Source organism: Burkholderia sp. 10_S31 (assembly GCF_056930375.1).
Map to the genome: position 1 here is coordinate 640,769 of NZ_JBXOWK010000003.1, position 25,018 is coordinate 665,786.

At 65.4% G+C, this 25,018-nt stretch carries 25 protein-coding genes; 7 read left to right on the forward strand and 18 right to left on the reverse strand.

Features of this window, described 5'->3' with window-relative positions:
• Positions 1–69: 69 nt before the first annotated feature.
• From nusB to AC1Z3W_RS23005, 6 genes are all read right to left on the reverse strand, one after another.
• Positions 70–507: a transcription antitermination factor NusB gene (gene nusB, locus AC1Z3W_RS22980; protein WP_014897817.1), complete on the reverse strand. Its 438-nt coding sequence runs from the start codon at positions 505–507 to the stop codon at positions 70–72.
• A complete protein-coding gene (ribH, locus tag AC1Z3W_RS22985; protein WP_040143614.1) occupies positions 504–1,019 on the reverse strand; it encodes a 6,7-dimethyl-8-ribityllumazine synthase in 516 nt (171 codons plus the stop codon). Before ribH ends, nusB begins: the two co-directional genes overlap by 4 nt.
• A 53-nt stretch (positions 1,020–1,072) precedes the next feature.
• On the reverse strand, positions 1,073–2,215 hold the full coding sequence (ribBA, locus tag AC1Z3W_RS22990) for a bifunctional 3,4-dihydroxy-2-butanone-4-phosphate synthase/GTP cyclohydrolase II (RefSeq protein WP_057928485.1): 1,143 nt from the start codon (positions 2,213–2,215) through the stop codon (positions 1,073–1,075).
• A 187-nt stretch (positions 2,216–2,402) separates the two neighbouring features.
• The gene (locus tag AC1Z3W_RS22995; RefSeq protein WP_057928486.1) at positions 2,403–2,921 is read right to left on the reverse strand and encodes a DUF1993 domain-containing protein; all 519 of its coding nucleotides are present in this window, start codon (positions 2,919–2,921) and stop codon (positions 2,403–2,405) included.
• 385 nt (positions 2,922–3,306) lie between these two features.
• Positions 3,307–3,621 carry a helix-turn-helix domain-containing protein gene (locus AC1Z3W_RS23000; protein ID WP_175825417.1) on the reverse strand — a complete coding sequence of 105 codons (315 nt, stop codon included), beginning with the start codon at positions 3,619–3,621 and terminating at the stop codon, positions 3,307–3,309.
• Positions 3,618–3,962: a type II toxin-antitoxin system RelE/ParE family toxin gene (locus AC1Z3W_RS23005; protein WP_175825418.1), complete on the reverse strand. Its 345-nt coding sequence runs from the start codon at positions 3,960–3,962 to the stop codon at positions 3,618–3,620. The genes AC1Z3W_RS23000 and AC1Z3W_RS23005 overlap by 4 nt, the downstream gene beginning before the upstream one ends.
• Before the next feature lie 98 nt (positions 3,963–4,060).
• Here AC1Z3W_RS23005 and AC1Z3W_RS23010 point away from each other — a divergent pair, with 98 nt between their 5' ends.
• Both AC1Z3W_RS23010 and AC1Z3W_RS23015 read left to right on the forward strand, forming a co-directional pair.
• A complete protein-coding gene (locus AC1Z3W_RS23010; RefSeq protein WP_244104860.1) occupies positions 4,061–4,624 on the forward strand; it encodes a DUF6933 domain-containing protein in 564 nt (187 codons plus the stop codon).
• An 87-nt stretch (positions 4,625–4,711) separates the two neighbouring features.
• Positions 4,712–6,514 carry a hypothetical protein gene (locus tag AC1Z3W_RS23015; RefSeq protein ID WP_244104861.1) on the forward strand — a complete coding sequence of 601 codons (1,803 nt, stop codon included), beginning with the start codon at positions 4,712–4,714 and terminating at the stop codon, positions 6,512–6,514.
• A 104-nt stretch (positions 6,515–6,618) separates the two neighbouring features.
• Here AC1Z3W_RS23015 and AC1Z3W_RS23020 read toward each other — a convergent pair whose 3' ends face one another.
• The 4 genes from AC1Z3W_RS23020 to AC1Z3W_RS23035 all read right to left on the reverse strand — a co-directional run bounded on the left by AC1Z3W_RS23020 (position 6,619) and on the right by AC1Z3W_RS23035 (position 10,334).
• Entirely contained in the window at positions 6,619–7,248 is a 630-nt protein-coding gene (locus tag AC1Z3W_RS23020; RefSeq protein WP_124834140.1) for a riboflavin synthase, read from the reverse strand.
• A 14-nt stretch (positions 7,249–7,262) separates the two neighbouring features.
• A complete protein-coding gene (ribD, locus tag AC1Z3W_RS23025; RefSeq protein ID WP_124834139.1) occupies positions 7,263–8,384 on the reverse strand; it encodes a bifunctional diaminohydroxyphosphoribosylaminopyrimidine deaminase/5-amino-6-(5-phosphoribosylamino)uracil reductase RibD in 1,122 nt (373 codons plus the stop codon).
• Positions 8,385–8,399: 15 nt separating this feature from the next.
• The gene (gene hemL / locus AC1Z3W_RS23030) at positions 8,400–9,683 is read right to left on the reverse strand and encodes a glutamate-1-semialdehyde 2,1-aminomutase (protein WP_124834138.1); all 1,284 of its coding nucleotides are present in this window, start codon (positions 9,681–9,683) and stop codon (positions 8,400–8,402) included.
• Positions 9,684–9,869: 186 nt separating this feature from the next.
• Positions 9,870–10,334 carry a hypothetical protein gene (locus AC1Z3W_RS23035; protein WP_057928490.1) on the reverse strand — a complete coding sequence of 155 codons (465 nt, stop codon included), beginning with the start codon at positions 10,332–10,334 and terminating at the stop codon, positions 9,870–9,872.
• Between the two features lie 236 nt (positions 10,335–10,570).
• Here AC1Z3W_RS23035 and AC1Z3W_RS23040 point away from each other — a divergent pair, with 236 nt between their 5' ends.
• Complete coding sequence (locus AC1Z3W_RS23040) at positions 10,571–11,788, forward strand: Bcr/CflA family multidrug efflux MFS transporter (RefSeq protein WP_483508511.1); 1,218 nt, start codon at positions 10,571–10,573, stop codon at positions 11,786–11,788.
• A 252-nt stretch (positions 11,789–12,040) separates the two neighbouring features.
• Here the strand turns inward: AC1Z3W_RS23040 and AC1Z3W_RS23045 are convergent, their stop codons facing one another.
• The 5 genes from AC1Z3W_RS23045 to zwf form a co-directional block, all read right to left on the reverse strand.
• Positions 12,041–12,397, reverse strand: a complete 357-nt coding sequence (locus tag AC1Z3W_RS23045) for a DUF1493 family protein (RefSeq protein WP_175825420.1) — start codon at positions 12,395–12,397, stop codon at positions 12,041–12,043.
• Positions 12,397–12,825, reverse strand: a complete 429-nt coding sequence (locus AC1Z3W_RS23050) for an STM2901 family protein (protein WP_175825421.1) — start codon at positions 12,823–12,825, stop codon at positions 12,397–12,399. The genes AC1Z3W_RS23045 and AC1Z3W_RS23050 overlap by 1 nt, the downstream gene beginning before the upstream one ends.
• Before the next feature lie 336 nt (positions 12,826–13,161).
• Positions 13,162–15,090: a bifunctional transcriptional regulator/glucokinase gene (locus AC1Z3W_RS23055; RefSeq protein WP_483508513.1), complete on the reverse strand. Its 1,929-nt coding sequence runs from the start codon at positions 15,088–15,090 to the stop codon at positions 13,162–13,164.
• Positions 15,068–15,748 carry a 6-phosphogluconolactonase gene (gene pgl, locus AC1Z3W_RS23060; RefSeq protein WP_483508514.1) on the reverse strand — a complete coding sequence of 227 codons (681 nt, stop codon included), beginning with the start codon at positions 15,746–15,748 and terminating at the stop codon, positions 15,068–15,070. Before pgl ends, AC1Z3W_RS23055 begins: the two co-directional genes overlap by 23 nt.
• Positions 15,749–15,834: 86 nt before the next feature.
• Positions 15,835–17,304, reverse strand: a complete 1,470-nt coding sequence (gene zwf, locus AC1Z3W_RS23065; protein WP_057928497.1) for a glucose-6-phosphate dehydrogenase — start codon at positions 17,302–17,304, stop codon at positions 15,835–15,837.
• Between the two features lie 428 nt (positions 17,305–17,732).
• Between zwf and AC1Z3W_RS23070 the strand changes: the two genes are divergently transcribed.
• The 4 genes from AC1Z3W_RS23070 to AC1Z3W_RS23085 all read left to right on the forward strand — a co-directional run bounded on the left by AC1Z3W_RS23070 (position 17,733) and on the right by AC1Z3W_RS23085 (position 22,134).
• On the forward strand, positions 17,733–18,980 hold the full coding sequence (locus AC1Z3W_RS23070) for an ABC transporter substrate-binding protein (protein WP_124834130.1): 1,248 nt from the start codon (positions 17,733–17,735) through the stop codon (positions 18,978–18,980).
• A 139-nt stretch (positions 18,981–19,119) separates the two neighbouring features.
• A complete protein-coding gene (locus AC1Z3W_RS23075; protein WP_057928499.1) occupies positions 19,120–20,058 on the forward strand; it encodes a carbohydrate ABC transporter permease in 939 nt (312 codons plus the stop codon).
• Positions 20,048–20,905, forward strand: coding sequence for a carbohydrate ABC transporter permease (locus AC1Z3W_RS23080; protein WP_057928500.1), 858 nt, complete (start codon positions 20,048–20,050; stop codon positions 20,903–20,905). Before AC1Z3W_RS23075 ends, AC1Z3W_RS23080 begins: the two co-directional genes overlap by 11 nt.
• A gap of 110 nt (positions 20,906–21,015) precedes the next feature.
• Positions 21,016–22,134 carry an ABC transporter ATP-binding protein gene (locus AC1Z3W_RS23085; protein ID WP_483508516.1) on the forward strand — a complete coding sequence of 373 codons (1,119 nt, stop codon included), beginning with the start codon at positions 21,016–21,018 and terminating at the stop codon, positions 22,132–22,134.
• A gap of 88 nt (positions 22,135–22,222) precedes the next feature.
• Here the strand turns inward: AC1Z3W_RS23085 and AC1Z3W_RS23090 are convergent, their stop codons facing one another.
• The 3 genes from AC1Z3W_RS23090 to trxB all read right to left on the reverse strand — a co-directional run bounded on the left by AC1Z3W_RS23090 (position 22,223) and on the right by trxB (position 24,711).
• Complete coding sequence (locus AC1Z3W_RS23090) at positions 22,223–22,846, reverse strand: trimeric intracellular cation channel family protein (RefSeq protein WP_057928502.1); 624 nt, start codon at positions 22,844–22,846, stop codon at positions 22,223–22,225.
• Positions 22,833–23,612 (reverse strand): Smr/MutS family protein, encoded by a 780-nt coding sequence (locus tag AC1Z3W_RS23095; protein ID WP_057928503.1) that lies wholly within the window; start codon positions 23,610–23,612, stop codon positions 22,833–22,835. The genes AC1Z3W_RS23090 and AC1Z3W_RS23095 overlap by 14 nt, the downstream gene beginning before the upstream one ends.
• Before the next feature lie 136 nt (positions 23,613–23,748).
• Positions 23,749–24,711 carry a thioredoxin-disulfide reductase gene (gene trxB, locus AC1Z3W_RS23100; RefSeq protein ID WP_057928504.1) on the reverse strand — a complete coding sequence of 321 codons (963 nt, stop codon included), beginning with the start codon at positions 24,709–24,711 and terminating at the stop codon, positions 23,749–23,751.
• Between the last annotated feature and the right edge of the window lie 307 nt (positions 24,712–25,018).

Genomic DNA, 25,018 nt, shown 5'->3' on the forward strand with positions numbered 1-25,018 from the left:
GGTCGGGCGGGGCGGGGAAGGGGAGGGAGAACCAAAAACGGGCGCTTGCGCGCCCGTGAACAAACGGAATCAGCCGTTGCGGCGCGCCTGCGTTTCGGCGGGGCGCAGCTTCGCGGCGAGCTTGTCGAGCACGCCGTTGACGTACTTGTAGCCGTCGGAGCCGCCGAATGTCTTCGCGAGTTCGACTGCTTCGTTGATGATCACGCGGTACGGCGTTTCGACATGATGCGTGAGCTCGAACGTCGCGATCAGCAGCACGGCGCGTTCGACTGGCGACAACTGGTCGACCGGACGGTCCAGCGACGGCGTGAGCGCTTCGACGAGCGTCGCATGCTCGCGAATCACGCCGTGCAGGATCGCGTCGAGCAGCTCCTTGTCGGCCTTGTCGTAACCGAGCGCGCCGCGCAGTTGCGCGTCGATCTCGCCGGAGGACGCGTTCGACAGCAGCCACTGATACAGGCCCTGCGTCGCCAGCTCGCGCGATTGTCGGCGGGCGCTCTTCTTCATGCGCGCTCCTCTTCGTCGTCTTCGTCTTCTTCTTCGTCCTCGTCGTCGCCGAGTTGGTCGAGCGCCATCGTCAGGTTCGCCATCTCGACCGCGACGCGTGCGGCGTCACGACCCTTTTCGGTCATGCGCGCGACAGCCTGCTCGTCGTTTTCAGTCGTCAGGACCGCGTTCGCGATCGGCAGGTTGAAGTCGAGGCCGATGCGGGTGATGCCCGCGCCGCTTTCGTTCGACACGAGTTCGAAGTGGTACGTCTCGCCGCGGATTACCGCGCCGAGCGCGATCAGTGCGTCGAACTGGCCGCTTTCCGCGAGCTTCTGCAGCGCGAGCGGGATTTCCAGCGCGCCGGGCACCGACACGAGCAGCACGTCTTCACCGGAGACGCCGAGGCGCTCGAGTTCTTCGACGCACGCATCGGCGAGGCCGTTGCAGACGGGTTCGTTGAAGCGGGATTGCACGATGCCGATACGCAGGCCGTCGCCTTCGAGATTCGGTTGGTATTGTCCGATTTCCATGATCTGGTCCGTGGTGTGGATGAACGGTTATAGGGCGAAAGCGCCGTGGCGGGTTACGCGTTGGGCGCCGGGCAGGACTTGGCTTCGCCGCCGGGCATCGGAATGAAGCCCGTGACTTCGAGGCCGTAGCCGGACATGCTGCCCAGCTTGCGCGGATTCGACAGCACCTGCATCTTGCCGACGCCGACATCGCGCAGGATCTGCGCGCCGATGCCGAACGTCTTGAAATCGACCGGCCGGCGCTTCAGTGCAGCGGCCTTTTCTTCCTCGTCGAACGCCTTGAAGACGTCGATCAGATGTTCCTTTGTGTCGCCGCAGTTGAGCAGCACGATCACGCCGAGGTCGCGTTCCGCGATGTCGCGCATCGCCGCGTCGAGCGTCCACGAGTGCGTCGAGATGCTCGTCTCGAGCAGGTCGAGGACGGACAGCGGCTCGTGCACGCGCACGGGCGTATCGACGTCGGGCGACGGCGTGCCGCGCACCAGCGCGATGTGCGGCGAGCCGCTCGGCTGGTCGCGGTACAGCACCGCGCGGAACGTGCCGTGCGCGGTCTGCATCGTGCGCTCGGCGATCCGCTCGATGATCGATTCGGTACGGCTGCGGTACTGGATCAGGTCGGCGATCGTGCCGATCTTCAGGTCGTGTTCCTTCGCGAACTCGAGCAGGTCGGGCAGGCGCGCCATCGTGCCGTCGTCCTTGATGACCTCGCAGATCACCGCGGCCGGCGTGAGCCCGGCGAGCGCGGTGAAGTCGCAGCCGGCCTCGGTGTGACCGGCGCGCACGAGCACGCCGCCCGGCTGCGCCATGATCGGGAACACGTGGCCAGGCTGCACGATGTGCTCGGGGCGGACGTCGTGCGCGACCGCCGTGGCGATCGTGTGCGCGCGGTCGGCGGCCGAGATGCCGGTCGTCACGCCTTCGGCCGCTTCGATGCTGACCGTAAACGCGGTGCCGTACTGGGTGCCGTTGCGGTAGGTCATCAGCGGCAGGTGCAGCTGCTTGCAGCGTTCCTGCGTCAACGTCAGACAAATCAGGCCGCGGCCGTACTTGGCCATGAAGTTGATCGCTTCCGGCGTAACGAATTCGGCGGCGATCACGAGGTCGCCTTCGTTTTCGCGGTCTTCTTCGTCGACCAGGATCACCATCCGGCCGGCTTTCAATTCCGCGATGATGTCGAGCGTGGAGGCGAGCGTCATAAGGGGGCGAGAAAGAGGAAAGTGCGTATTTTACGCCAGCCGGGCTACGTTTCGGCTGGCACGGGGAGCGCGTGGCCGGCGAGCGCGCCGCAACGCGGCGCGGCCGGCCGGCGGGGCGGGCCTGCCCGGGCCGCCGCGGCCTGCCCGAAGGGGGGCGACCGCAGGCCGGCCGGGGCCCGGCCCTGCGTCACGCGTGCTCGTTGCGCCCGCCGAGGTAGTCGAGCTTGCCGAGTTCGACGCCGCTGTGGCGCAGGATGTCGTACGCGGTCGTCACGTGGAAGAAGAAGTTGGGCAGCACGAAGTTCAGCAGATACGATTGCCCGGTGAACTCGATCGGGCCGACGCGCATCTTGAGCACGATCTGGCGTGCCTCGGTGCCGTCGATCTGCGCGGCGTCGAAGCCCTTCAGATAGTCGATCGTCTTCTGGATGCGCGCATGTAGTTCGTCGAACGTTTGCTCGACGTCGGGGTAGCTCGGGATGTCGACGCCGGCGAGCCGCGCGGCGCAGCCCTTGGCCGTGTCGGTCGCGATGTACACCTGGCGGACGAGCGGCAGCATGTCCGGATAGAGGCGCGCGCCGATGAACACCGACGGGTCGATCTGCTTCTCGGCCGCATGCGCCTGGGCCTTGCCGAGGATGTGCTGCAGGTTGGTGAGGCCGCGGATCAGGACGGGCAGCGAAGCCTGGTACATCGAGATGGACATGGGACGACTCCTGGAGGAAAAGGGGCAGCCGGTACGCGGCGCACCGTGCGTCGCCGCGCCGAAACCGCTGCCGTGCATCTTAGCGCGACGGGATGACCCGTGCGCGTCGTTGGCCATCCGGCCAGGTGTCGGGCCGAACCGCCGGCCGCCGTTCCAGACATTCCATATCCAGGGGCGCCGCCGCCCGGTCAGTCCTGATGCACGCCCTGCGATGCCGACAGCATCCGCTCCACATACCGCGCGATTATGTTGAGTCTGGCGCGAATACCAAGCCCCACATAGGCGGGGTCGAGAAAAGCGGCTCGTATACCGTCAGAAATACCGTCGCGTCACGGTGCTTGTAGCGAGACGACGATAGGCGATGCTGGACGGTGCCCGCAATTGTTCAGAGCGTTTCCAGCATCTGAAGCGTTTCCGGGTGCTTGGCGACCAGTCGGATCAGCGTGGCGGCCTGTGCGTTGGGCTTGGCTTTGCCTTGTTCCCAATTCTGATACGTGCGCACGTTGATGCGCAGGCTTCGAGCCATGACAGCTTGCGACGCGTGAGAGGCTTCGCGCACGGCCTTGATTTCGGCCGGCGAGACTTCAAGCGCATCGGGTACATCGGCCTTGATCTTGCGCAGCGTGATTTTTCCTTCGCGCTCGGCAACAAGGGCGTCGAGACCCTCAGTCAATTCAGCAAACAGATTTCGCTTCTTCATTGCTTGCTCCGTATCGTGACCTCTCTTTCCAGCAGCTTCGCGAAAGCTTTGCGCTCATCACTGGATAGGTCCGCCATTTCATCCTTGTCGTACAGTGTGAACAACCAGAATTGATAACCGCTGACCCAGTAGTAATAGATCACTCGTAGGCCACCGCGTTTGCCTTTCTGGCGCCGTTTGTCGGCGAACCTCAACTTCCGCAGACCGCCGGCTCCCTTGATCAAGTCGCCAGCCTCGGGATTAGCCAGCAGCGCTTTCTGCAGGACGGCGTACTCGTCATCCGCCAGATAGTTCTCGCGTTCACGGGAAAACGGCGGTAGTTCAATGAAGGTCGCTTGCATGGCAAAATTATACGCTACCTGCGTATAATTTCAACGGTAGGCTTTGGCGAGCCCGGCCGAAGCACGCTTGGGCCTACCGCTCCTCGCGCCGGAGTCGGTTGGAGGTACGCCATGTCAGCCCGGCGTACATCTTCTCTTGGTACAAGGTTGCTCCCCTTTCTATGCTCTATCTTTACTGCACTCACAAGCTGCTCAAACGTCTGAAACCCGAAGTGGTCGAGGCCGGAAGCAGCACCGCGAAGCTTGGCAACTGGTACGCAACTGTTTTGCCATGGCGGCCGCAGGTTGCGATGCTCGTGAATGAGCAGACGCTATTGCCGGTGCTGATGCCATTGGCTCCGGCCGCCAACCTGGCGGTCAGGTTCCCGGGGGCTCTGATAGATATATTGGACGCCCACGGAGTGCCGCGTTCGTTTATCGACTCGGAAGTGAGAGAAATGCAGGTCGTCAAATACGCGAAGACGCAAAATCGCAGCGTTGTCGGCATCATGACGGAGTTCGCACATCTCGCCGAAGCCTACCGCGCCCACGACAAACCGAACGAACTCATCGAGCTGTCGCTAAAACTGGCGCGCACGCCATGTAGCCCGCTTTACAAGGGGGCGGTCTTCCCGGACAGGGCTTTGAAAGAGCTGACGGGCGATAGCGGCGCGATCGCTTGATTGCGCGCTGTCGCGCGCGTATTCCTGTTCGATCTGACCGGAGGGCAGCCCGGTAGGCGACCACCGACTAGCTGATGGCCGGCGATAATGCCGGTCATCTCCTGCCAAACCCAATCCGCCATCGATATGTTGAACGAAGTGCTCTCGCGCCTCACCATGGACCAGTTGAAATCGCTTATGCGCTGGTTGCCTGATACGGCGCCGACCGGAAAGAAGGACCAACTGATCGAACAGATCCTGAAGAGCCTCGATGGCGATGCGCTGCACGCGCTTTGGGATCGCCTGGACGACACGCAACGTATGGCTGTTGCCGAAGCTGCGTACGCCGAGCGAGGAGTCTTCGATGGGAAGCGGTTTCGAGCGAAATACGGGAGATTGCCGGATTTCACAGTCGACGAGGGCGGCCGGCGCTATTCCTCCCGCGGGCAGCCGACGGCGCTGGGTCTTTTCCTGTACTACGAGGCCGGTCGCTACAGCCTGCCATTCGAACTCCGTGAACGGCTGCGCGGTTTCGTCCATGAGCCTGCACCCGTTAGGCTGAGCCCGGTCGCCGCGCTGCCCGAAAAGGTCGGCGAAAAACAGCTGACCGTGAGGCGTACCGAACTCGATGCATTGGTCGATCTGCCGGTTTTGCTGCGACTGGCGGACCAGGGGAAGATTCAGACGAGCGAGAAAACGTTGCTGCCCGGAAGCGTTACATTGCGGTTGCTGACGGAGTACCTTGCCAATGGGGATTTCTATGGGCCGGCAGGCGGTAACCCGGAGCCGGGTACCGGTCCGTTCAAGGCGTTTTCTTGGCCGCTGCTGCTTCAGGCCGCGGGGCTCGTGCAGCGAAACGGCAGCAAACTGGCTCTGAGCGTTGCCGGTCGCACAGCATTGGCGTCCGCGCCAGCCATTGTGTTGAGAGCGATCTGGAGCAAATGGCTGAAGACCAATCTGTTCGATGAATTTAGCCGTATCGATGTCATCAAGGGGCAAAAATCCAAAGGACGAGCGATGACCGCGGTAGCGCCGCGTCGCACCGCGATTATCGACGCGCTGAGGGACTGCCCGATCGGAGCCTGGGTCGGCGTCGACGACCTTTCCCGGTTCATGGAGGCGACCGGGCGGACATTCGAAGTGGCGAATGATCCTTGGAGTCTTTATATCTGCGAACCGCAATACGGTAATCTGGGCCACGACGGTTACCACGATTGGTCAATTCTGCAGTTTCGATATCTTCTTTGCGTGCTGTTCGAGTATGCAGCGGCCCTCGGGGTGGTCGATGTCGCCTATATCGAGCCCGCCGGCGTACGTGACGACTATCGCGGGATGTGGGGGACCGACGACCTGGAATACCTGAGCCGTTATGATGGCCTGATGTATTTCCGCATTAGCTCGCTCGGGGCATATTGCCTCGGATTGAACGACGAGTATGTGCCTCCTCCGGTTGTGCCGAGCGTCAAGCTTGCCGTGTTGCCGAGCTTGCAAGTGAATGTCGTCGACGGACGGCTCTCAATCGACGAAACGCTGGCGCTGGCTACGTGGGCAGAGGAACTGACGGAAAATCGGTGGCGCTTGGATCTTCAAAGGGCCGTTGGCGCCATTGAGAAAGGGCTCGATATTGGAGAGCTTCGGCTGTTCCTGGAGGCACGAGAAGATCAGCCGTTGCCTGAAACAGTGGAGTCGTTCTTAAAGGCGGCCGAGCAGCAGGGGAAAGCGCTGAAGGTTCTGGGAACCGCGCTACTGATTGATTGCGAGAACGAGAAGATCGCTTCGATGGTGGCGGAGGCGAAGGAAGCAAGGGGTCTTTGTCTACGCGCCGGCGAGCGACAACTGGTGGTCAGGCTTGAACACGAGGAAAAATTTCGGAGCCTCGTCCGCAAGCTCGGGCTCGGCGTGATGGTCTGAAATCCGTTGCGCCGGGTCCAACGACGCCGGAGGCTCCGAAGTCGTCCGATGGACGACTTGCAACGCGGCGCAAAGCTGTTGGGCAGCGAGGGCAGCCGCAGCGGTTAGCTGCGCGCTGTGGGCGGTGCCGACGACAGAATCCTTTCGGTGTACCGCGCGATCATGTCGACTTCGAGGTTGACCTTGTCGCCGGCCTTCACGTGACGCAGCGTCGTGACCTCGACCGTATGCGGGATCAGGTTGATCGAGAATTCGCAGCCGTCCGCGCGATCGTCGACCGTGTTGACGGTCAGGCTCACGCCATTGACCGTGATCGAGCCCTTGTATGCCAGATAGCGGCCGAGCTCGCGCGGCGCGACGATCCGCAACTCGTGCGATTCGCCGACCGGCGCGAACCGGGTCACGGTGCCGAGGCCGTCGACGTGGCCCGACACGATGTGCCCGCCGAGGCGGTCGTGTGCGCGCAGCGCCTTCTCGAGGTTCACTTCGCCGGGTTGCGCGAGGCCGACCGTGCGGTTCAGGCTTTCGCGCGACACGTCGACGTCGAATCCGGTTTCGGTCTTTTCGATGACCGTCATGCACGCGCCCTGGATCGCGATGCTGTCGCCGAGCGCGACATCGGCCAGGTCGAGCCCGCCGGCCTGCACGGTCAGCCGCACGCCCGCGTCGGGCGACGCGCCGAGCGGGTTGATCGATTCGATGCGGCCGACGGCCGCGACAATTCCGGTAAACATCGTGACGGCTCCGTTCAGTGGGAGGCGGGGGGCGGCGCGACACGCGCCAGGATCCGCAGATCGTCGCCGATCCGATCGACGCTGTGGAATGCGAGCCGCGTGCGGGCGTCGAGGCTCGCCGGCGCGGCGAGGTCGAACATGCCGGCCGCGTCGCTGCCGAGCAGGCTCGGCGCAAGATAGACGAGCAGCTCGTCGACGCATTGCTCGCGCAGCAGCGAACCGTTCAGCTTGTGGCCGGCCTCGACGTGCAGCTCGTTGACGCCGCGTGCGCCGAGCGCCGCCAGCATCGCGGGCAGGTCGACCTTGCCGTGCGCATTCGCGAGCGGCACGATTTCCGCGCCGCGCGACTTCAGCACGTTCGCACGCACTTCGCCGGCGGCATCGAGCCGGCCGCAGAAGATCAGCAGCGGCGCGCCTTCGAGCAGGCGCGCATCGAGCGGCAGGTCGAGGCGGCTGTCGACCAGCACGCGTTGCGGCTGGCGCGGCGTGTCGATGCCGCGCACGGTCAACAGCGGGTTGTCCTCGCGCACGGTGCCGATGCCGGTGAGGATCGCGCACGCGCGCGCACGCCATGCATGGCCGTCGAGGCGCGCGGCCTCGCCGGTGATCCACTGGCTTTCGCCGGACGGCAGCGCGGTGCGTGCATCGAGCGACGCGGCCGTCTTCATCCGCACCCACGGGCGGCCGCGCGTCATCCGCGACACGAAGCCGATGTTCAGTTCACCCGCCTCGTTCGCGAGCAGCCCGCAGCGCACGTCGATGCCCGCGTCGCGGAGCATCCCGAGGCCGCGCCCCGACACCTGCGGGTTCGGGTCTTCCATCGCCGCGACGACCTTCGCGACGCGCGCGTCGATCAGCGCGTTCGCGCACGGCGGCGTGCGGCCGAAGTGGCTGCACGGCTCGAGCGTCACGTACACGGTGGAGCCGGCGACGTCGTGGCCGCGCGAGCGCGCGTCCTTCAGCGCCTGCACTTCCGCGTGATCCTGGCCGGCCGGTTGCGTGAAGCCTTCGCCGATCACGTCGCCGTCCTTGACGATCACGCAACCGACGCGCGGGTTCGGCGCGGTCGTGTACATCCCGCGCGCCGCGAGCGTCAGCGCACGCTGCATGTGGGCGAAATCGGTATCCGAGAACATGCGCGGGGACCCGGGTCAGGCGGCGAGGGCCGCGAATGCGCGGCGGGCGGCCGCGAGCGTCGCGTCGATCACCGCGTCGTCGTGCGTGCTCGACACGAAGCCGGCCTCATACGCGGACGGCGCGAAGTACACGCCTTCGTCGAGCATCAGGTGGAAGAAGCGGTTGAAGCGCTCGATGTCGCTCTTCGTGACTTCCGCGAAGCTGGTCGGCACGCGCTCGGCGAAGTACAGGCCGAACATCGCACCGATCGAGTCGGCCGCGAACGGCACGCCGGCTGCGCGCGCTTCGGCCGCGAGGCCGTCGGCGAGGCGCTTCGTCTGTGCGGTGAGCGCGTCGTAGAAGCCCGGCGCCTGGATCAGCTGCAGCGTCTTCAGGCCCGCGGCGACCGCGATCGGGTTGCCCGACAGCGTGCCGGCCTGGTACACGCCGCCGAGCGGCGCGAGGTGGGCCATGATGTCGCGGCGGCCGCCGAACGCGGCAGCCGGCATCCCGCCGCCGATCACCTTGCCGAGGCAGGTGAGGTCCGCCGTGATCCCATAGTGTTGCTGCGCGCCGCCGAGCGCGACGCGGAAACCGCACATCACCTCGTCGAAGATCAGCACGGCGCCGTGCTTCGTGCACAGCGCGCGCAGCGCGTTCAGGAATTCGGGCGTGCCGCGCACGAGGTTCATGTTGCCCGCGACGGGCTCGACGATCACCGCGGCGATCTCGTCGCCGAACGCGCCGAATGCTTCTTCCAGCGCGGCGACGTTGTTGTATTCGAGGACGGTCGTGTGCTTCGCGATGTCGGCGGGCACGCCGGCCGACGTCGGATTGCCGAACGTCAGCAGGCCCGAGCCGGCCTTGACCAGCAGGCTGTCCGCGTGGCCGTGGTAGCAGCCCTCGAACTTGACGATGCGGCTGCGGCCCGTGAAGCCGCGCGCGAGACGCAGCGCGCTCATCGTGGCCTCGGTGCCGCTCGACACCATCCGCACCTGTTCGATCGACGGCACGAGCTTGCAGATTTCCTCGGCGATCTCGATTTCCGCCTCGGTCGGCGCGCCGAACGAGAAGCCGTCGGCGAGTACGTTCTGCACGGCCGACAGCACTTCCGGATGGACGTGGCCGACGATCATCGGGCCCCACGAGCCGATGTAATCGATGTACTGCTTGCCGTCGGCATCCCAGAAGTACGGGCCCTGTGCGCGCGACACGAAGCGCGGCGTGCCGCCGACCGAACGGAAGGCGCGCACCGGCGAGTTGACGCCGCCGGGAATGGTCTTCTGGGCGCGTTCGAAGAGGATCTGATTGTTGGACATGAGCGAAACCTGCGAGAGAAGGGCGCGGGGGCCTGTGCACGGGCCGCGGCGCCTGGGCGGAACGATCGTCTGATTGTACCGGAGACGCGCTCGGCGGGCCTGCCGGGCGGACTGCGTCCTTTCCGCGCGTGAAGGATTGCATGGGGATTGCACGGGCCGGAAAGGAAGTGGGGTGATTCGGCCCCGTTATCGATCCGGCACGGGCGGCGGCTTGCGCTTGCCGGTCAGCTCGGCCCAACGCTTCTCCAGCGGGCCTTCGACCATCGGCTTGATCACCGTGCCGGAACTTTGCGCATCCCAGGTCTGCACCGAGTACGGATGCACGCGCAGCGCGTCGCGCGGGATCACGACGTCCTGGTGTGCGTCGACCAGCCAGTCATAGACGAAGTCGATGCACAGCCGGTAGCCGCGCTTCGTCGACGGATCGGGCACCTCGTACGGCGCGCGCGTCACGTAGCCGGAACCGAACACGCCCTTCGGCTCCTTCGCGACGCGGTGCAGGAACACGCGGTCGCCCGGCAGGATGCCGCGCGCGAAGCCGCAGCCCCACACGTCATGCACGGCCTCGCCGGCCTTCACGCGCGCGGCCACGTCGGGCAGCTCGGGCCACGGCCATTTCTTGGGGCTCCAGATCAGCAGGAAGGCGGTCATCGGTTCGGTCGTACGTCGAATGGGTCAGACAAAAGAAGCGGGAGCCGCAAGCTTAATCGAATCCACCCGCGCGACACTGGCCGCACGGGCACTTTCCGGCCGTGCGCGGCACGCGGCCGGCAGCACGCGAAAAAGTTGCGCGTACAATCATGGGCCTGAGCGCCGTGCGCGGCGCAGCCTCCCGTCTTCACCGCCACGCGCGCCCCGATGCGCGCGGGCCTCCATTCCGGATACCCATGTCCCACGTCGTCCGGCGCCGGCCCGATGCCCGGCTGATCCTGTTGCTCGGCGCGCTTGCCGCCTGCGGGCCGATTGCCACCGACATGTACCTGCCGAGCCTGCCGTCGATCGCCGACGGCTTCTCGGTGAGCCCCGGCGCCGCGCAGCGCACGCTGACGAGCTTCATGGCCGGCTTCTCGGTCGGCATGCTGCTGTACGGTCCGCTGTCCGATACGTGGGGCCGCCGCCCGGTGCTGCTCGGCGGCATCGCGCTGTTCACGCTGGCGAGCATCGGCTGCTTCGTGTCGACCTCGATCGACATGCTGATCCTCGTGCGCTTTCTGCAGGCGCTCGGCGCCGGCGCGGCGTCGGTGCTGTCGCGTGCGATCGCGCGCGATGCGCATGAACCGACCGACGCGGCGAAGGTGCTGTCGATGGTCGCGATCGTCACCGCGGTCGGGCCGCTGCTTGCGCCACTGATCGGCGGGCAGATCCTGCGTTTCTCGGGCTGGCGCGGCGTGTTCGTCGTGCTGGCCGTGTTCGGCGCGGTGTGTGCGGCGACCGCGTACCTGCGCGTGCCCGAAACCTGGCCGAAGGAGCGCCGCAAGAGCGCGGCCGTGCTCGCATCGTTCGCGTCGTACGGGCGCATCCTGTCCGATCCGGTCGCATGGGGGCACATGCTGTGCGGCGGGATGGCGTTCGCGTCGATGTTCTCGTACATCACCGCGACGCCGTTCGTGTACATCGAGTATTTCCACGTGTCGCCGCAGCACTACGGGCTGCTGTTCGGGCTGAACGTGGTCGGGATCATGATTGGCAACTTCACCAATACGCGGCTCGTCGGCCGCATCGGCTCGCTGCGCATCATCGCGGCCGCGTCGCTCGTGAGCTGCATCGCATCGCTCGCGGTCGCGCTCGTCGCGCTGACGGGGTGGGGCGGACTGTGGTCGATCGTCGTGTGCCTGTTCTTCGTGGTCGGCGTGGTCGGGATCCTGTCCGCGAACTGCACGACCGACCTGATGCATCGCTATCCGCACAACGCGGGCGCGTCGGCTGCCGTGTTCGGCGCGATGCAGCTCGCGCTCGGCGCGATCGCGAGCGTCGCGATCGGTGCACTCGCGGACGGCACGCCGTTCGCGATGGGCGTGACGATCGGCGTGTCGGGCGTGCTGTGCTTCGTCGGGCGCTATCTGGTGCTGCGCTGGCATGGGCGGCCGGTATCGGCCGGGGCTTGAGCGGCGCGGCGGAACTGGCGGAGCAAGCGCCCGATAGGGCGGGCGTATGTCGTCGGTATTCGCCCAAGCGATAGCCCAAGTGAATACCACACCGATGTCACTCCGCCAGACGGCAATGCGAGTCATGCACTGATTTCACGTCCGCATCACTTGCATCCATTGAAAAATGGATTGCATGTCCCGTGACATTTCAATTGCCGTCGATCCATCAAGTCGACTGAAAAATAAACCGATCTATCTGGTGAAGTGCAATCAGCGTGGCAGACTCTCCAAGCGCTGATTGTTCCACTCTCCATCCAAAATAGCCTGATACAGCATGCCGAGAGTCAGTGGCACTTTGTCATATTTTTCCCGGCGTTTTCTGGAGAAAGCCATCAGTGCCACTTCAATCAAGCTAAAGCCCTCTCCGGAGAAGTAGCGATTGAACTCGAAATCTCCAGCTTGCACCGGAAATTTTTCGAAGAAGCTCTCCATAAACTCAACCGCATCGTCGCCGGTGATATCCAAATCACCTTCAACGGCATGACCTTTCGTGAGAATTTCTTTGGGGCTCACCCCCGCCTCCTTTCTCACAAAAGCCTCGAACTCGTCCCATGTAAGCTGGTTCATCAGAACACCTTGTCCTCAGGCTTGGCAAGCGAGTTATAGCGCGCCACGGAATGAATGCTGATCATCGTGACATCGTTGGCAGCAACGACCCAGCCGACGACAGGAACCGCGCGCTCAACGAACACCCCGATGTTTCTTACCAGCATGAACCTCAAGCGCTTGACGCTGGCGTTGGTCAGCGTCGGGAGGATCTTCTTCTTCAAATCGTAGTCCAGATACTTGCGACTCAATATCGACGCAACTGACGTGCCCGGCGTGGCGCCAAAAGGCTTTGCTCGTGTTGGAATCCAGTTTTGATCTGCCGCAATGGCAACCACTGCTGCATCGTCGACACCCAGCTTCTTACATGTCTCATCGATGAAGACAAAGAAAAACAGCTCCATCGGCGTGAGATCTCGATGTGTACCAAAGTCATAGGTATTGCTCATGATGGTATTTCTCTCCGCAAACTGGATGAACGTGATGCGGTCGATGCCAATCCGGGTTCTTTGAGAAACGCATCATTTCTCGCGTCGGACCGAGATGGCGACATCACACGGGGTGAAGGAAGTTACCGAGCCCGGGCAACGGCTGACAATTGGACTTGTTCGAAAATGAGAGCGTGTGCGAACGTATGACGTCACGCGCAACCATCGGCGGAACGCTCGTCGATGATTGCCGAGCCGCTGTGGCCCGGGGCAGTGCCGCTCATGCGAAACACCCCGAACGCCAGGCCTGAATCCGGCGTTCGGGGTGTCGTGTAGCGACGGCGTTCCACCGAAGCGTCAGTCCCGCGCGACGTCCTTCGCCGCCGGCGACGCGCCGTGGCTCAGCCAGTCGAGCACGTCAGCCGTTTCGTCGTCGCTCGCCCGTGCGCGCGCCTGCGCGACGGCTTCCGGCAATTCGCCGTTGGTCGACGCGCGGCGGATCGCGACGCCGACCGCGAGGATGTCGATCATCAGCAGATGCAGGATCCGCGAGATCATCGACAGCTGCGATTCGCGCATCTCGATGTGGTCGGTTTCGAGCGCGACGGTCGCGCGCTTGGCGAGCGGCGTGTTGCTCGACGTGATCGCGATCACCTTCGCGCCGGCCTGCATCGCGACTTCGAGCACGCGCAGCAGTTCGGGCGCGCGCCCCGACTTCGACACCGCGACGATCACGTCGCCCTTGCCGAGCAGCGCGGCCGACGCGGCCTGCATGTACAGGTCGCCGTACGCGATCGTCGGGATCCCGAAGCGGAAGAACTTGTAGTGCGCGTCCTGCGCGACGATGTTCGAGTTGCCGAGCCCGTAGAACTCGATGCGGCGCGCGCCGTTCAGGATCTCGATCGCGTTCTCGACGTGCTCGAAGTTCAGGTGTTCGCGCAATTGCAGGATCGCGGACACCGTGTTGTCGAGCACCTTCGCGCCGAAGTCGGTGGCGGTGTCGCCGAGATGCACCTGGCTGTGGCTCATCGGAATCGTGCCGGTGAGGCCGGTCGCGAGCTTCAGCTTGAAGTCCGACAAGCCCTGGCAGCCGAGCGAGCGGCAGAAGCGGATCACCGTCGGCTGGCTCACGTCCGCCTTGCGCGCGATGTCGACGATCGGGTCGTTGATGATCGAGCGCGGATGGTTCAGCGCGAGATCGGCGACGCGGCGCTCGGCCGGCGTGAGCGCGTCGCGCATCTGGCGGATCCGCTCGAACACGGCCGACGACGCGCCGCCCGACCGGTTCGACAGCTGTTCCGCGAGGATCGCCGACACGCCGAGAAATGCCGGATATTCGGCGGTGATCAGGTAGGTCGGGATGTTCTGGAGATACTGCGTGAAACGGCCCTTCGCCTCGAAGCGTGCGCGGAACGACGAGCGCGTGAACAGTTCGCCGAGCTTCAGCGCGACGCCGCCGCCGATGTAGACGCCGCCGAGCGCGCCGAGCGTCAGCGCGACGCTGCCGGCGAACGCGCCGAGAATCCCGCAGAAGCATTCGACCGTCTCGAGCGCGAGCGCGTCGCCCGCATGCGCGCGCTCGACGATCTCGGCCGTGTCGACGCTCGCGGCGACGCGCTTCTTGTCGCGCGCGGCCAGCGCACGATAGATGATCTCGATGCCGGGGCCGGCGCACACACGCTCGAACGACACGTGCGGAAACTTCTTGCGCGCGTACTGCAGCACGAGATCCTCGCGCTCGTCCTGCGGCGCGAACGACGCGTGACCGCCTTCGCTGCCGAGCGCGATCCAGCGGTCGTCTGCCGGAATCAGGCCGGATACGCCGAGCCCGGTGCCGGGCCCGAGCAGCCCGATCACGCTGTTCTGGCGGCGCGCGCCGCCGCCGATCTGCACGCGCTGTGCATCGGTGAGGCCGGGCAGCGCCATCGCGAGCGCGGTGAAGTCGTTGACGACGAGCAGCGTGTCGAAGCCGAGCGCGCGGCGCGTCGCCTCGATCGAGAAGCTCCAGTCGTGATTGGTCATCGTGACCTGGTCGCCGTCGACCGGGTTCGCGATCGCGATCGCCGCGTGGTTCACGCGGCTGATCTTCACGTCCTTCAGGTACTTGCGGATCGCGTCGGTGAGCGTCGGATAGTCGGCGCCGGGATAGACGCGGATCTGCGTGATCTCGCCCGGGCCGGTTTCCAGCGCGAAACGCGCGTTGGTGCCGCCGACGTCCGCGAGCAGGCGCGGGCCGTCGGCATGCTGGCCCGTGACGACAGCCTTACTTTGCGCACCAGTAGACATCGAGCTTGGTCCCCTTGTCGTTGGCCAGTTGGGAAATCGCGTTCTTCTGCAGCGTGGCGGCCGCGGCGTCGAGCACGTCGCGCTTGGCGGCACCCGCGATCAACAGGAAGAGCCGGTCGACGCGCTTTAGCGCATCGAGCGAAAAGCTCACGCGCGCATGCGGTGCCGCGCCGGGATGCACGGCGACGAAGCGCTCGGGCGTCGTGATCGCGTGGTCCCATTCGGGCGCGTCCGCGAAGATCGACGCGGTGTGGCCGTCCTCGCCCATGCCGAGCACGGCGACGTTCGGCACGCGGTAGTCGGCGTTCGCGTTGAGCGCGGCGACGTGCGCATCGAGCGTCGCGCGCGTGTCGACGAGCGGCAGGAAGCGGGCAGGGGCCGCCGCGTGCTGCAGCAGCGTGTCGCGCACGAGGTGCGCGTTGCTGGCTGCGTCGTCCTCCGGCACCCAGCGGTCGTCGACCAGCGTGACGTCGACGCCGGCCCAGTCGAGCGCCGTGTGCGATAGCGTTTGCAGGAACGGGCGCGGGCTCGTGCCGCCGGACACCGCGAGCGTGGGGCGCGCGGGGCCGGCGAGCGCGGCGCGCAGCGCATCGCCGACGGCGCGCGCGAGCGCTTCGCTTTGCGCTTCCTGGGTGTCGAAAGCGTGGATCTCGATCACATCTCCTCCGGACTGCTTTGTCTGTTCAATTCGTGCGTATCGTGGAGCACGTTGCCGCGCGCGAGTGCGCACGGCAACGGTTTGCATCAGTTTTCTTCTTCGAGCCAGCAGGTGCCGTGCTGCGCGAGCATCGCGCTCGCCGCGGCCGGCCCCCATGTGCCCGCCGCGTACGGCTTCGGCGGCTTCAGCGTGCGTGCCCATTCATTGAGGATCGGCTCGACCCAGCGCCATGCTGCTTCCTGTTCGTCGCGGCGCACGAACAATGCAAGACGGCCGTTGATCACGTCGAGCAGCAGGCGCTGGTACGCCTCCATCTGCCCTTCCTTGAAGAACTGGTCGAACGCGAGGTCGAGGTGCACGCTCGCGAGGTTCATCCCTTCGCCGGGCTGCTTCGCGAGGCAGTACAGGCGAATCGTCTCGTTCGGCTGCAGCCGGATCACGAGGCGGTTCGAGCCGGCGCGCAGCGCGGTCGGCCCGAGTGCCGAGTGCGGCACCGGCCGGAAGTTGACGACGATCTCCGCGACGCGATCGGCGAGACGCTTGCCGGTGCGCAGGAAGAACGGCACGCCGGCCCAGCGCCAGTTCTCGATCTCGACCTTCAGCGCGACGAAGGTTTCGGTCTGGCTGTCGGACTTCACGCCCGGCTCGGTCGCGTAGGCCGGCACCTGCGCCCCCTTGATCACGCCCGCATGATACTGGCCGCGCACCGCGACCTTGCCGATGTCACGCGGATCGACCGGCTTCAGCGCACGCAGCACGCGCAGCTTTTCGTCGCGCACCGAGTCGGAATCCATCGAGTGCGGCGGCTCCATCGCGACGATCGACAGCAGCTGCAGCAGGTGGTTCTGCACCATGTCGCGCAGCGCGCCCGTATTGTCGTAGAAATCGCCGCGCGCCTCGACACCGAGCTCCTCGGCGATCGTGATCTGGATGCTCTCGACCCATTCGCGGCGCCACAGCGGCTCGAACAGCGCATTGCCGAAGCGCAGCGCGAGCAGGTTCTGCACCGGCTCTTTCCCGAGGTAGTGGTCGATCCGGTAGATCTGGTCTTCCGCGAAGATCTCGCCAACCGCGTCGTTGATCGCGTTCGACGAGCGCAGGTCGTAGCCGAGCGGCTTCTCGAGCACGATGCGTGCGCCTTCGTTCAGGCCGACCGACGCGAGCGCCTTGCAGATCGGCACGAACAGCGACGGGCCCGTCGCGAGATAGAACACGCGGATGCCGGGCAGTTGCGCGACCGCGTCGCGCAGCACGACGTAGTCCTCCGCACGGCCGAGGTCGAGCTTCACGTATTCGATGCGCTCGAGGAAGGATTGCCACGCGCCGTCGTCGAATGCCTTGCCGGCCGCCTTCGCCGCATGCGGCTTCACGTGCGTGTCGACCCATTCGAGATAGCCGGCCCGATCCGATTCGTGCCGCGCGACGGCAACGATCCGGCCGCTTTCCGCAAGCATGTTGCCGCGGTGCGCTTCGAACAGCGCGGGCAGGATCTTGCGCATCGACAGGTCGCCGGTGCCGCCGAAAAGTACGAAGGTAAAGCTGGAATCGGTATGCATGTGTCTCCGCCGGTTGGGGGCTGGGAAGCGATCCGTAGTGTGATAAAAATATTTTTGACACTGAATTGTAGTTTAACTACAATCCGCCGCAAAGGGTAGCACCTGGGTGAAGAAAAAAAGAAGTGCGGTCGATGAACTGCACGAGCTTCGCCTTCGGGAACGCCTTGTGCCGAATGTTATCGGACATTGACGGTGCGCATCGTCCGCGCGCCGTCGCCCCGGGCTCGCGCCGCGGCATCGCGGCGGGCCAGAAACACAAAGAGGAGACACGCCGTTGAATCTCGATTCACGCTTTCTATAAGAGCCCGGCCGGTCATCGGCCCCGTACGCTGCACGCGTCCCGCGGCTCGATTTCCCCGTCGTTTATCAAGAAGCCGGTTCCCCGTCCGGGAACCTCACGAGTTGATTCAGTCTGGAGGAGATAAGTAATGAAAGTTCGCTCGATCATGGGCGCGCTCTGCGCCGCGGGTCTGATGGCTGGCGCCGTGGCGGCGCAGGCGGCCGAGAACGTAACGGTGCTGCACTGGTGGACCTCGGGCGGCGAGTCGAAGGCCGTCGGCGTGCTGAAGGACGACGTGCAGAAGCAGGGCTACGTGTGGAAGGACTTCGCGGTCGCGGGCGGCGCGGGCGCGGCGGCCATGACCGCGCTGAAGACCAAGGTGATCAGCGGCGACGCACCGTCGGCCGCGCAGATCAAGGGTCCGCTGATCCAGGACTGGGCTGATCAGGGCGTACTCGTCAACATCGATTCCGTCGCCGGCGACTGGAAGCAGAACCTGCCGCCGGAAATCGACAAGATCATCAAGTACAAGGGCCACACCGTCGCTGCACCGTTCTCGGTGCATCGCGTGAACTGGCTGTACATCAACAAGGCCGCGCTCGACAAGGTCGGCGCGAAGGTGCCGACCACCTGGCCCGAATTCTTCGCGGTGGCCGACAAGCTGAAGGCCGCCGGCATCCAGCCGGTCGCGATGGGTGGCCAGCCGTGGCAGGACCTGACGCTGTGGGAAGACGTGGTGCTGTCGCAGGGCCCGGCCTTCTACAAGAAGGCGCTCGTCGATCTCGACCAGGCCACGCTGACGTCGCCGCAGATGCTGTCCGTGTTCGACACGGTGCGCAAGATCCAGGGTTACTTCGACACCGGCCGCAACGGCCGCGACTGGAACCTCGCGACCGCGATGGTGATCAACGGCAAGGCCGGCATGCAGTTCATGGGCGACTGGGCGAAGGGCGAGTTCGAGAGTGCCGGCAAGAAGTCGGGCAAGGACTACATCTGCGCGCCGGTGCCGGGCACCGCGAACGCGTACACGTTCAACGTCGACTCGTTCGTGTTCTTCCAGCAGAAGGGCCAGAAGGCCGCGACGCCGGGCCAGCTCGCCCTTGCGAAGACGATCATGACGCCGGATTTCCAGGAGCAGTTCAGCCTGCTGAAGGGTTCGATTCCGGTGCGCCTCGGCGTGAAGATGGACAAGTTCGACGACTGCGCGAAGAAGTCGTACGCCGACGAGCAGACCGCGATCAAGTCGGGCGGCTACGTGCCGTCGCTCGCGCACGGGATGGCGCAGAGCGATGCAACGGCCGGCGCGATCACCGACGTCGTGACGAAGTTCATGAACTCGCAGCAGGATTCGAAGAGCGCGGTCGCCGCGCTCGCGAAAGCCGCGAAGGTGAAGTAAAGCGCGACGGGCGCCCGGCTGGAAACGCATCGTCGGCCGGGCGTTTTTGCATGTGCAGCAAACGGGCTCGCCCCGCGGGCCCGTGCCGTACCCGGCGCCGGCCCGGCCTGCGCCGCCCTCGTTCCAGGAGTCGAATCAAGTGGCTGCCCCTCTTAGCGGAAACGGATCCGGCGCTGCCGTCGCACGGCGCACGTCGCCGATGTCGGCCTTCGCCGATCGCTGGATTCCGAAGCTCGTGCTCGCGCCGAGCCTTGCGATCGCCGTGGTATTCATCTACGGCTTCATCCTGATTACCGGCTATCTGTCGCTCACCAATTCGCGGCTGTTGCCGAACTACGAATTCGACGGCTTCGGCCGCTACTCGGACCTGTTCCAGAACGACGTGTGGTGGACCTCCGCCGCTAACCTCGGCTGGTTCGGGATTCCGTTCATCGTGATCTGCGTCGCGCTCGGGCTGTTCCTTGCGATCCTGCTCGACCAGCGGATCCGCAACGAAGGCGCGCTGCGCGCGATCTTCCTGTACCCGATGGCGCTGTCGTTCATCGTCACGGGCACCGCGTGGCAGTGGATCCTGAACCCGGGCCTCGGCCTGGAGAAGGTGATGCACGACTGGGGCTGGACGAGTTTCTCGTTCGGCTGGCTCGACGATCCGGACAAGGCGATCTTCTGTATCGTGATCGCCGCCGTGTGGCAGTCGACCGGCTTCGTGATGGCGCTGTTCCTCGCGGGGCTGCGCGGTGTCGACGGCGAGATCTTCAAGGCTGCGCAGGTCGACGGCGCGACGCTGCCGACCATCTACCGCAAGATCGTGATCCCGAGCATGCGCCCGGTGTTCTTCTCGGTGCTGCTGATCCTCTGCCACATCACGATCAAGACCTTCGACCTGGTGGTCGCGCTGACGGCGGGCGGCCCCGGCACGTCGTCGTCGCTGCCGGCCATGTTCATGTACACGTTTTCGTTCAACCGCGGCCAGCTCGGGCTCGGCGCGGCGTCGTCGGTGATGATGCTCGTGACCGTGGTCGCAGTGCTGGTGCCGCTGATGTATATGGAATCGAGGAGCACCCGCAATGCAGCCTAAGATGACGATCAGCCGGGCAGTGATCTATGCGGCGTTGATCCTGTTCGCGCTGTACTTCCTGTTCCCGATCTACGTGATGCTGTCGACGTCGTTCAAGGACCTCGACCAACTGCGCACCGGCAACCTGCTGACGCCGCCGACGCACTGGACCCTCGATCCGTGGGTGAAGGCATGGAGCGGTGCATGTACCGGCGTGCGCTGCGACGGGATGAAGCCGTTCTTCCTGAACTCGCTGCAGATGGTGATTCCGGCCGTGCTGATCTCGTCGCTGATCGGCGCGTTCAACGGCTACGTGCTCACGCACTGGCGCTTTCGCGGCGCGGATGCGCTGTTCACGATGATGCTGGTCGGCTGCTTCATCCCGTTCCAGGTGATCCTGCTGCCGATGGCGCGCCTGCAGGGGATGCTCGGCCTCGCGAATACGATTCCGGGCCTGGTGTTCGTGCACGTCGTGTACGGGATCGCGTTCACGACGATGTTCTTCCGCAACTTCTACGTGAGCGTGCCGGCCGAGCTCGTGAAGGCCGCGCGCATCGACGGTGCCGGTTTCTTCACGATCTTCACGAAGATCCTGCTGCCGGTGTCGCTGCCGATCTTCATGGTGTGCCTGATCTGGCAATTCACGCAGATCTGGAACGACTTCCTGTTCGGGATCGTGTTCTCCGGCGTCGACTCGATGCCGATCACGGTCGCGCTGAACAACCTCGTCAACACGTCGACGGGCGTGAAGGAATACAACGTCGACATGGCCGGCGCGATCATCGCCGCGCTGCCGACGCTGCTCGTCTACGTGGTCGCCGGCCGCTACTTCGTGCGCGGGCTGACGGCGGGCGCGGTGAAGGGGTAAGCGCGGCTTCATCCGATACGACGAACCGGCCGCGCATCGCGCGCGGCGCATCGAAACGAACCCGACGCGGCGCCCTAGCGCCGCGCGAGACGAGACAGAGGATTCACAGCATGGCAAGCCTTTCCATCCGTGACGTGTACAAGACCTACCCGAACGGGGTGCCGGTCCTGAAGGGTGTCGACATCGAGATCGAGGACGGACAGTTCCTGATCCTGGTCGGCGGGTCGGGCTGCGGGAAGTCGACGCTGCTCAACATGATCGCCGGCCTCGAGACCGTGACGAGCGGCGAGATCTGCATCGACGGCAAGGTCGTCAACGACCTGTCGCCGAAGGATCGCGACATCGCGATGGTGTTCCAGTCGTACGCGCTGTATCCGTCGATGACGGTGCGCGAGAACATCTCGTTCGGCCTGAACATCCGCAAGGTGCCGAAGAGCGAGCAGCAGCAGATCGTCGAGCGCGTATCGGCGATGCTGCAGATCCAGCACCTGCTCGACCGCAAGCCGGGCCAGCTGTCGGGCGGCCAGCGCCAGCGCGTCGCGATGGGCCGCGCACTGGCGCGCGATCCGTCGCTGTTTCTGTTCGACGAGCCGTTGTCGAACCTGGACGCGAAGCTGCGCATCGAGATGCGCGCGGAAATCAAGCTGCTGCACCAGCGCCTCGGCACGACGATCGTCTACGTGACGCACGACCAGATCGAGGCGATGACGCTTGGCGACCGGATCGCGGTGATGAAGGACGGCGTGGTTCAGCAGTTCGGCGCGCCGCAGGAGATCTACGATTCGCCGTCGAACCTGTTCGTCGCGGGCTTCATCGGCGCGCCGCCGATGAACTTCATCAACGGCAAGCTGGTCGAGCAGAGCGGCGGGATCGCGCTCGAAGTCGACACGGGCGTCAAGCGCGGCGCGCTGAACCTGCCGTTCGATGCGGGCAAGCTGAAGTCGCACGTCGGCCGCGAGGTGATCCTCGGCCTGCGTCCGGAGCGCATCACCGACGTGCGCCATGCGCACAACGGCGACGCGTCGCACCTGCAGCCGTTCGACGTGCGCGTCGACGTGACCGAGCCGACCGGGCCCGATACGCACGTGTTCGCGCAGGTCAACGGCAAGCGGATCGTGAGCCGCGTGCATCCGGCCGCGAACCCGCAGCCCGACCAGACGTTGTCGCTGCTGTTCGACGTGTCGAAGGCGGTGCTGTTCGATCCGGCGTCGGAAGAGCGGATCGCGTGAGGCGGCGCGTGCGCTGAATGAAAGAGAAGGGGCCGTCTCGAACGGCCCCTTTGATTTTTGCGTGCCGGCGATGCGCGGCGCGGGGGCGTCAGTGCGGCAGCCGCACGTCGAACTTGAACGTCGCGAGCCGCGCGACGAGGATGAAGCCGGTCGCGAACAGCACGCTGTACACCGAGTCGAACTGCAGCCACGCGAGCAGCAGGTAGAACCAGCAGCCGGCGAACGCGCAGGTCGCGTACGGTCGCGAATCGCGCAGGATCAGCGGAATGTCGTTGCACAGCACGTCGCGCACGATGCCACCGACCACGCCGGTGATCACGCCCATCATCACCGCGATGAAGCGTGGCATCTCGGCATCGAGCGCGATCGCGGTGCCCGAGATGCTGAAGATCCCGAGCCCGATTGCGTCGGCCACCAGCAGGAGCCGCTCGGCCGACAGTCGCGACAGCATCCGCAGCACGAACGGCGCGAACAGCGCGAGCACGAAGATCGCGATCACGTAGTCGTCGTGGACGACCCAGTAGAACGGCCGGCGTTCGAGCAGGATGTCGCGCAGCGTGCCGCCGCCGAACGCGGTGGCGAGCGCGACGACGAACGTGCCGACCGAGTCGAGACGATTCTTGCGTGCCTCGATGAAACCCGAGATCGCGAAGGCCAGCGTCGCGATCGCCTCCAGTATCGAGATCGCGAGCGTCAGCCTAGGATGCGGCACGCGGCCCCCGATCGGCGGGCGCGGCCAGCGGCTGCAGCAGCACGAGCACCGCGCCCGCGCCGCCGTCGTGGCTGCGCGCCTCGCAGAATGCGATCACTTCTTCCTTCTGCACGAGCCACGCGCGCACCTTGCCTTTCAGCACGGGCTCCTTGCCGATCGAGCCGAGCCCCTTGCCGTGGATCACGCGCAGGCAGCGCAGCCCCTTCTTGCCGGCCTCGCGGATGAACTCCGCGAGCGCGTCGCGCGCCTCGTCGCGCCGCATCCCGTGCAGGTCGAGCTGCGCCTGCACGATCCACGCGCCGCTGCGCAGCTTGCGCACGACGTCGCGGCTGATGCCGGGGCGGTGGTAGTACAGCGATTCGTCGCTGTCGAGCAGCGTCTCGGGATCGAATTCGTCCGACAGCGTCGCATTCAGCACGTCTTCCTCGTCGCGCTGCGTCTGCTTCGGCACCGGGTCGGGCGGCATGCGGCCCGACTTCGCGCGCGGCGGCGCGTTCAGCGGCTGGATCGCGCCGATTTCGTTGCGGAACAGATTCGCGTCGGCCTCCGCCTGGCGGGCGGCCTTCACGGTTTCGACGCGGGTGCGCTCGCGGCGGTCGGCTTCGCCTTGCAGCGACTTGCGCAGCGCGCCGAGGCCGGCAAGGCCCTGGCCGCGCAGTGCGGCGGCGTCGGGTGCGGGCGGTGGCGCGGCGGGCGCCGGGTTCGCGGGACGGGCGGCGATCTGCCGCTTCGCGGGATCGCTCGGATGGGGCTGGTTCTTCGCCATGATTCGGTAACCGGGCAGGCGCGTTCGGGCGCGCGGGCACAAAAAAAGCCGCTGCGCGGCGGCAGCGGCTTTCCGGCCAAGCCCGCTTCGCGGCAGCGGACGCCATTGTAGCGCCCGGCGCGCGAAGGCCTGACGCTTACTTCTTGTCGTGCAGGCTTTCGAGGTAGCGCTGCGCGTCGAGCGCGGCCATGCAGCCCGTGCCGGCGCTCGTGATCGCCTGGCGGTACACGTTGTCCTGCACGTCGCCTGCAGCGAACACGCCCGGCATGCTGGTCGACGTCGCGTTGCCCTGCAGGCCACTCTTCGTCAGGATGTAGCCGTCCTTCATCTCGAGCTGGCCCTGGAACAGGTCGGTGTTCGGCTTGTGGCCGATCGCGACGAATACGCCCTGCACGGTGAGGTCCTGCTTCTCGCCGGTCTTCACGTTCTTGATGCGCAGGCCCGTGACGCCCGATTCCTCGCCCGTCACTTCGTCGAGCACGTGATCCCACTTGATGTCGACGACGCCTTCCTTTTCCTTTTCCAGCAGGCGGTCGATCAGGATCGGCTCGGCGCGGAACTTGTCGCGGCGGTGGATCACCGTGACCTTCTTCGCGATACCCGTCAGGTAGAGCGCTTCCTCGACGGCCGTGTTGCCGCCGCCGATCACCGCGACTTCCTGGTTGCGATAGAAGAACCCGTCGCAGGTCGCGCAGGCCGACACGCCCTTGCCCATGAACGCTTCCTCGGACGGCAGGCCGAGATACTGCGCGGATGCGCCGGTCGCGATGATCAGCGAGTCGCACGTGTATTCGCCCGAATCGCCGATCAGCCGGATCGGCTGTTCGTGCAGTTTCGCGGTGTGGATGTGGTCGAATACGATTTCGGTGTTGAAGCGCTCGGCGTGCTCCTGGAAGCGCGTCATCAGTTCCGGGCCTTGCACGCCCTTCGCGTCCGCCGGCCAGTTTTCGACATCGGTGGTCGTCATCAGCTGGCCGCCCTGCGCGATGCCGGTGATCAGCACCGGGGACAGGTTGGCGCGTGCGGCATAGACGGCAGCCGTGTAGCCGGCGGGGCCGGAACCGAGAATCAGGACTTTGGCGTGTTTGGGCGTGGACATGTGCGAATCCGTAAAAGGCGGCCGCGGCGGGCGGGGTAAGGCTCGCCGGACGGTCTGGGTTGACCGGGATGCCGTCATAGATGGGTATCAGACGCGCATTATAAAGGCCCCGTTGCTGCGCTGCCGAACGAGAGTTTCAATCGTGGCGATAGCGTTCCCCGGCAGCCGGCTCGCGGCGGCGGGGCGGGCAAGGGCGGACACGACACGGCCGTCGTTGCCGGTGGCGGCGCATTGCCGCAGGCGGGTGTCACGGGCCGGGGGCCGACGGTACGGCTCGTGTGTGGGTGTGCGCTTCATGCGCCCCGGC

Bases quoted from the DNA above. Each gene is read 5' to 3' on its own strand.
- nusB (WP_014897817.1), bottom strand. From the start codon at position 507: ATGAAGAAGAGCGCCCGCCGACAATCGCGCGAGCTGGCGACGCAGGGC.
- ribH (WP_040143614.1), bottom strand. From the start codon at position 1,019: ATGGAAATCGGACAATACCAACCGAATCTCGAAGGCGACGGCCTGCGT.
- ribBA (WP_057928485.1), bottom strand. From the start codon at position 2,215: ATGACGCTCGCCTCCACGCTCGACATCATCGCGGAATTGAAAGCCGGC.
- AC1Z3W_RS22995 (WP_057928486.1), bottom strand. From the start codon at position 2,921: ATGTCCATCTCGATGTACCAGGCTTCGCTGCCCGTCCTGATCCGCGGC.
- AC1Z3W_RS23000 (WP_175825417.1), bottom strand. From the start codon at position 3,621: ATGAAGAAGCGAAATCTGTTTGCTGAATTGACTGAGGGTCTCGACGCC.
- AC1Z3W_RS23005 (WP_175825418.1), bottom strand. From the start codon at position 3,962: ATGCAAGCGACCTTCATTGAACTACCGCCGTTTTCCCGTGAACGCGAG.
- AC1Z3W_RS23015 (WP_244104861.1), top strand. From the start codon at position 4,712: ATGCCGGTCATCTCCTGCCAAACCCAATCCGCCATCGATATGTTGAAC.
- AC1Z3W_RS23020 (WP_124834140.1), bottom strand. From the start codon at position 7,248: ATGTTTACCGGAATTGTCGCGGCCGTCGGCCGCATCGAATCGATCAAC.
- ribD (WP_124834139.1), bottom strand. From the start codon at position 8,384: ATGTTCTCGGATACCGATTTCGCCCACATGCAGCGTGCGCTGACGCTC.
- hemL (WP_124834138.1), bottom strand. From the start codon at position 9,683: ATGTCCAACAATCAGATCCTCTTCGAACGCGCCCAGAAGACCATTCCC.
- AC1Z3W_RS23035 (WP_057928490.1), bottom strand. From the start codon at position 10,334: ATGACCGCCTTCCTGCTGATCTGGAGCCCCAAGAAATGGCCGTGGCCC.
- AC1Z3W_RS23040 (WP_483508511.1), top strand. From the start codon at position 10,571: ATGTCCCACGTCGTCCGGCGCCGGCCCGATGCCCGGCTGATCCTGTTG.
- AC1Z3W_RS23045 (WP_175825420.1), bottom strand. From the start codon at position 12,397: ATGAACCAGCTTACATGGGACGAGTTCGAGGCTTTTGTGAGAAAGGAG.
- AC1Z3W_RS23050 (WP_175825421.1), bottom strand. From the start codon at position 12,825: ATGAGCAATACCTATGACTTTGGTACACATCGAGATCTCACGCCGATG.
- AC1Z3W_RS23055 (WP_483508513.1), bottom strand. From the start codon at position 15,090: ATGTCTACTGGTGCGCAAAGTAAGGCTGTCGTCACGGGCCAGCATGCC.
- zwf (WP_057928497.1), bottom strand. From the start codon at position 17,304: ATGCATACCGATTCCAGCTTTACCTTCGTACTTTTCGGCGGCACCGGC.
- AC1Z3W_RS23070 (WP_124834130.1), top strand. From the start codon at position 17,733: ATGAAAGTTCGCTCGATCATGGGCGCGCTCTGCGCCGCGGGTCTGATG.
- AC1Z3W_RS23080 (WP_057928500.1), top strand. From the start codon at position 20,048: ATGCAGCCTAAGATGACGATCAGCCGGGCAGTGATCTATGCGGCGTTG.
- AC1Z3W_RS23085 (WP_483508516.1), top strand. From the start codon at position 21,016: ATGGCAAGCCTTTCCATCCGTGACGTGTACAAGACCTACCCGAACGGG.
- AC1Z3W_RS23095 (WP_057928503.1), bottom strand. From the start codon at position 23,612: ATGGCGAAGAACCAGCCCCATCCGAGCGATCCCGCGAAGCGGCAGATC.
- trxB (WP_057928504.1), bottom strand. From the start codon at position 24,711: ATGTCCACGCCCAAACACGCCAAAGTCCTGATTCTCGGTTCCGGCCCC.